The sequence below is a fragment of the Limnospira sp. PMC 289.06 genome (assembly GCF_032350395.1).
GTDB lineage: Bacteria > Cyanobacteriota > Cyanobacteriia > Cyanobacteriales > Microcoleaceae > Limnospira > Limnospira platensis.
Map to the genome: position 1 here is coordinate 1 of NZ_JARPLC010000354.1, position 1,046 is coordinate 1,046.

A 1,046-nucleotide genomic window follows, 5' to 3' on the forward strand; every position below is an offset into this window, starting at 1 on the left:
CCAACCATCCATGATTAGGGAAACCGAATGTCCGGCTTGAACCATCGTCATTATTAAGGTAGCGAAATAGGTTGACACGCTACGTTCAAAAGAGCAAGGGGAAAAGTAGGGTTCTCTATGCAACACCTACACAGACCTTTAAAAGTACCCCGGTGGATAGGACAAATCTAAAGATGGAATGCCCATATAAACGGAACGTTGTAATCCCTCTAAGGCTCTAACAATCTGGTCGAGATAGTTAGAAGTGACAAATGTAAGCGAATGCCTTTGAGGGGGTGAGATGTGACCAAAAGCCAACGCCTTATTGTAATGATAAGGATATGCAGACGGGTCACGGTTTGATTGTAAAGAATAGAGTCTAGTAGGAGTTACTATGACGAAAGCGAGTTTAAAGAAAGGATTTGAGAAATCAAAACCAATCAAGACGTGCGTTTGTATGGAAACAAATCCCATGGGCGAAAGTCCAGAGAAAAGTTTTCAAGCTCCAAAAGAGGATATTTCAAGCAGCTAAATCGGGACAGGACGCAAAGGCAAGAAGGTGGCAACGTCTATTGGTGAAGTCATATTATGCCCGACTCTTAGCAGTGCGGCTGTAGGGGCGGGTTCCACGGTCAGCCATGCTTCCCAACAGTCAGCTTAATAAACCCGCCCCCCAGGCGGGTCAAGGCAAGAAAACTGCCGGAGTTGATGGAATGAGAGCAATCTCCCCAAGACAAAGGTTTGAGCTTGTTAAGAACATTAAGGGAAAACTCAAAACAAAACCGCTACGATGGGTGTGGATTCCAAAACCCGGTAGGGATGAGAAAAGCGGGAATGGGAATACCCACAATCCCAGATAGAGCTAGGCAAGCCTTGGTTAAATCGGCACTCGAACCTGAATGGGAATCGAGATTTGAAAACACAAGCTATGGGTTCCGACCCGGACGGTCAGCCCAAGATGCAATAGCCAGGATTTACCAGAGTATCAACAAAGGTGAATATTTCGTGCTAGATGCAGGTGCGAGACGTTCGGGTATGAAATAGGGCTGAAATGCCCGAAATAACTG

The 1,046-nt window shown here is 45.9% G+C and carries 2 protein-coding genes and 1 pseudogene; all 3 read left to right on the forward strand.

Features of this window, described 5'->3' with window-relative positions; translation table 11 throughout:
* Window positions 1-401: 401 nt before the first annotated feature.
* Window positions 402-530 (forward strand): annotated as a pseudogene (locus tag P5674_RS25145) (reverse transcriptase N-terminal domain-containing protein); the annotation flags it as partial.
* Between the two features lie 87 nt (window positions 531-617).
* Entirely contained in the window at window positions 618-839 is a 222-nt protein-coding gene (locus tag P5674_RS25150; protein WP_014274215.1) for a hypothetical protein, read from the forward strand.
* On the forward strand, window positions 814-1,023 hold the full coding sequence (locus tag P5674_RS25155) for an RNA-directed DNA polymerase (protein WP_315670421.1): 210 nt from the start codon (window positions 814-816) through the stop codon (window positions 1,021-1,023). Before P5674_RS25150 ends, P5674_RS25155 begins: the two co-directional genes overlap by 26 nt.
* The last annotated feature ends 23 nt before the right edge of the window (window positions 1,024-1,046 follow it).